3 protein-coding genes are annotated in these 4,141 nt (G+C 66.4%); 1 reads left to right on the forward strand and 2 read right to left on the reverse strand.

Going from position 1 to position 4,141, the window contains the following annotated elements:
* Window positions 1–84 precede the first annotated feature (84 nt).
* Window positions 85–327, forward strand: coding sequence for a Trm112 family protein (locus tag EN745_RS31195; RefSeq protein ID WP_126057375.1), 243 nt, complete (start codon window positions 85–87; stop codon window positions 325–327).
* 144 nt (window positions 328–471) lie between these two features.
* Here EN745_RS31195 and EN745_RS31200 read toward each other — a convergent pair whose 3' ends face one another.
* Both EN745_RS31200 and EN745_RS31205 read right to left on the reverse strand, forming a co-directional pair.
* Window positions 472–3,750, reverse strand: coding sequence for an error-prone DNA polymerase (locus tag EN745_RS31200; RefSeq protein ID WP_127423024.1), 3,279 nt, complete (start codon window positions 3,748–3,750; stop codon window positions 472–474).
* A partial coding sequence (locus EN745_RS31205) for a DUF6504 family protein (RefSeq protein ID WP_348630978.1) occupies window positions 3,747–4,141 on the reverse strand: 395 nt, incomplete at its 5' end. The genes EN745_RS31205 and EN745_RS31200, both read right to left, overlap by 4 nt.

The raw sequence follows: 4,141 nt of genomic DNA on the forward strand, positions 1-4,141 counted from the left end.
CCGGTTCTCGGAAGCCGCCATTTTCGACTCGGCCTGACCTGAATCTCAACACCCTTAAGCACCAGTTGGACAAGGAAAAGTGCGATGGCTGCGGATGGGCGTGACGGACAGAAGGCCAGTGTCGATCCGAAGCTCCTGGAGTTGCTGGCCTGCCCGCTGACCAAGGGTCCGCTGACCTGGGATGCTGAGCGTGGCGAGCTGATCTCGCGCGTGGCCAAGCTCGCCTATCCGGTGCGCGACGGCATTCCGATCATGCTGCCTTCCGAGGCGCGGACGATTTCCGCCGAGGATCTGCTGTCGCCGCCGCGGCTGAGCGGGCCATCGTAAATGGCGGGGGCGTAGCCTTTGGCGGAAGCCCTCCCTCCCATCGTCATCCTGGGGTCCGCGCCGCGTCGCTTTGCTCCTTGCTTCTCAGCCAATCTCGACGGTTTTCAACATGCATTGGCGTGAAGACGTCGTTGGGGCCGATCCCTACTGAAAATTCCGACCCCTGGGCATGACGCTCTCCGCCTTGCCGGACAGCACAGCGATGTCCGGAGGGGCTGGCAAAGCCGGCGTCATCTCCTCCAAAAGCACGGTCAGCCAGGGCGTCAGGTCCTCTATCTTCTCGGCGACGATATGGATGACGCCTGACTCCGACTGCAGCTTGCCGGTGACGCGCACGAAGCGCGCGCCCATGACGATCGGCCGGAAGCGGGTGAAGGTCCTTTCCCAGAAAATGACGTTGGCGACGGAGTTCTCGTCCTCCAGGGTCAGGAAGATCGCGTTGCCCTTGCCGGGGCGCTGGCGCACCAGCACGAGGCCGGCGACGGAGACGCGCCTGCCGTCCGGCACGGCAGGAAGGCGCGCATTGGGGATCACGCCGGCGCGGTCGAGCCGCTCGCGCAGGAAAGCCACCGGATGCGCCTTCAGCGACAGGCCGAGCGAGCGGTAGTCGTGGATGACATGCTCGCCGAGCGGCATTGTCGGCAGCCTGGTCTCCGGCTCCATCTCGCGCAGGCGGACCGTCGGCTGGTCGAACAGCGGCAGCTTCTCGGCGGCGCTCTTGCCGTCGAGCGCACGCACCGCCCAGAGCGCGGCGCGGCGGTCGAGGCCGATCGAGCGGAAGGCGTCGGCCTCAGCCAGCCTTTCGATCTCGCCGACATCGAGGCCGGAGCGCAACCAAACGTCGCGCACGGTCTCGTAGCCGGAACCGCGCCGTCCGACGAACAGCGTCATGCGATCCTCCGACAGGCCCTTGATCTGGCGGAAGCCGAGGCGGACGGCATGGTGGGTCTCGATCACGCCGCGCATCCCGGCATGGCGGGCAAGCACGCGGGCCGGATCGAAGGCCGTTTGCTCCAGCGTGCAGTCCCAGACGGAGAAATTGATGTCGACCTCGCGCACCTCCACACCATGGTCGCGGGCGTCGCGCACAAGCTGCGCCGGCTGGTAGAAACCCATCGGCTGCGCGTTCAGGATCGCGGCGCAGAAGACGTCGGGATAGAAGGTCTTGAACCAGCAGGAGGCGTAGACCAGCAGCGCGAAGGAAGCGGCATGGCTTTCGGGGAAGCCATATTCGCCAAAACCCTCGATCTGCTTGAAGCAGCGCTCGGCGAAGGCTTTCTCGTAACCCTTGCCGACCATGCCGTCGATCATGCGCTGGCGATAATTGCCGATCGTGCCGGTGCGCTTGAAGGTGGCCATGGCGCGGCGCAATTCGTCGGCCTCGCCCGGCCTGAAGCCGCCGGCGACGATGGCGATCTTCATCGCCTGCTCCTGGAACAGCGGCACGCCCAGCGTCTTGCCGAGGATCTGCTCCAGCTCGGGCTTGGGATATTCGGGCTGTTCCTTGCCCTGCCGGCGGCGCAGATAGGGATGCACCATGTCGCCCTGGATCGGGCCGGGGCGCACGATCGCCACTTCGATGACGAGATCGTAGAATTCGCGCGGCCGAAGCCGCGGCAGCATCGACATCTGGGCGCGCGACTCGATCTGGAAGACGCCGAGCGTGTCGGCGCGGCAGATCATGTCATAGACCCGGCCGTCCTCCTCCGGAAGGGTGGCCAGCATATAGGGCCGGCCATAGGCGTCCCGCGCGTCCGGATAATGATGCGTGAGAAGCGTGAAGGCGCGTTTCAGGCAGGTCAGCATGCCCAGCGCCAGCACGTCGACCTTGAGGATCTTCACCGCGTCGAGGTCGTCCTTGTCCCATTCGACCATCTTGCGCTCGTCCATCGCCGTCTTGACGATGGGGACGACCTCGTCGAGGCGGTCCCTGGTGATGACGAAGCCGCCGACGTGCTGCGAGAGGTGGCGGGGAAAGCCCATGATCTCGTTGGCGTGCTCGATCACCTGCCTGGCCAGCGGATCGCTGCGGTCGATGCCGCCGGCGCTCGCTTCCTTCTCGCCGAGCTCCGAGGTCGACCAGCCCCAGATCGAGCTGGACAGGGCGGTGCGGACATCCTCGGACAGGCCCATCGCCTTCGCCACCTCGCGCAAAGCCGAGCGGCCGCGATAGCTGATGACGGCGGCGGCGAGCGCGGTGCGCTTGGCGCTGTACTTCTGGTAGATATAGGCGATGACTTCGTCACGCCTTTCATGCTCGAAGTCGACGTCGATGTCGGGCGGCTCGTTGCGCTCCTCGGAGATGAAGCGCTCGAACAGCGTGTCGATCCGGTCGGGGCCGACCTCGGTGATGCCGATGCAGAAGCAGACGATGGAATTGGCGGCGGAGCCGCGCCCCTGGCAAAGGATATGCTGGCGGCGGGCGAACTGGACGATGTCGTAAACGGTGAGGAAATAGCGCGCGTAGTTCAGCCGCTCGATGAGGGCGAGCTCTTCCTCGATGCGCTGCAAGACGGAAGCGGGGACGCCGGCCGGATAGCGCGTGGCGGCCCCCTCCCTGGCCAACCGTTCAAGCTCGGCCTGTGGCCCGAGGCCGGATTCGGTCGGCTCGTCCGGATAGTTGTATTCGAGGTCGCTGAGCGAAAAACTCAGCTCGTCCGCGAAGCGCAGCGTCTCCGCCAGCGCTTGCGGATGCCGGCGGAAAAGCCTGGCCATTTCCTGCGGCGGCTTCAGATGACGCTCGGCATTGGCCGCCAGCTCCAGCCCGACCTGGGCGACGGGCGTGTTAAGGCGGATCGCCGTCAGCACGTCCTGCAGCGAGCGGCGGCCGGCGCTGTGGTAGAGGACGTCGTTGGTCGCCAACAGCGGCATGCCCAGCCGATCCGCCATCGCTGCCGCCTGCTCGATGCGGAAACGGTCGTTGCCGCGATAATCCGGCGAGACGGCAAGCCGAAGGGCGCCGCCGAAGCGATCCTTCAGCCGGCTAAGCATCGCAAGGCCGACCTCGGCGTTTGCGGACAGCTCAGGCAGGACCGCCAGCGACATCAGGTCCCCCCATTCGAGGAGGTCGCTCAGCTTCAGCAGCGTGGCGCCCTTCTCGTTCTCGTCGCGCAGATTGGCCTGCGTCAGCATGCGGCACAGATGTCCCCAGCCGGCGCGGTCGCGCGGATAGGCGAGGATGTCAGGCGTGCCGTCGCCGAACACCAGGCGGCAGCCGGGATGATAGGCAAGCGTCTCCACCCTGGACTGTTGCCAGGCGCGCACGACGCCCGCCACCGTGTTGCGGTCGGCAAGCCCGATCGAGGAGAAGCCGAGGAATTTCGCCGCGACCACCAGTTCCTCCGGCTTGGAGGCGCCGCGTAGGAATGAGAAATTCGACTGGATGCCGAATTCGGCATAGGCGGTGGCGGCAAGCGCGTTCATGCGAAGACCCCGTGCATGAACCAGCGCGGCGGCGTATCGGACGCGCCGTAAAGGCCCTGGCGATAGAGCCAGTAGCGGCGGCCGTCGCTGTCCTCGATGCGGAAATAGTCGCGGGTCGGCGCTTCCTCCTCGCCGGGAAGCCTTCGCCACCATTCCGCGGCGATGCGTTCCGGCCCCTCGGCGCGGGCGACGCGGTAGAGCGCGCGCCGCCAGCGGAAATTCATCGGCGGCCCCTCGGGCATCTCGGTGGCCGGCACCTCGATCGGCTCGGGCGAGGAAAACAGGCGGATCGGCCGTTCCGGCGGATAGATGGTCACCGGCGGAACGGCGCGCTCCGGCCGCTTGAGCGGCGCGCGTCTTTGCGGCGCCTCGGAGAAGGGGACAATAGTGA

The sequence above is a fragment of the Mesorhizobium sp. M4A.F.Ca.ET.022.05.2.1 genome (assembly GCF_003998845.1).
Lineage (GTDB): Bacteria > Pseudomonadota > Alphaproteobacteria > Rhizobiales > Rhizobiaceae > Mesorhizobium.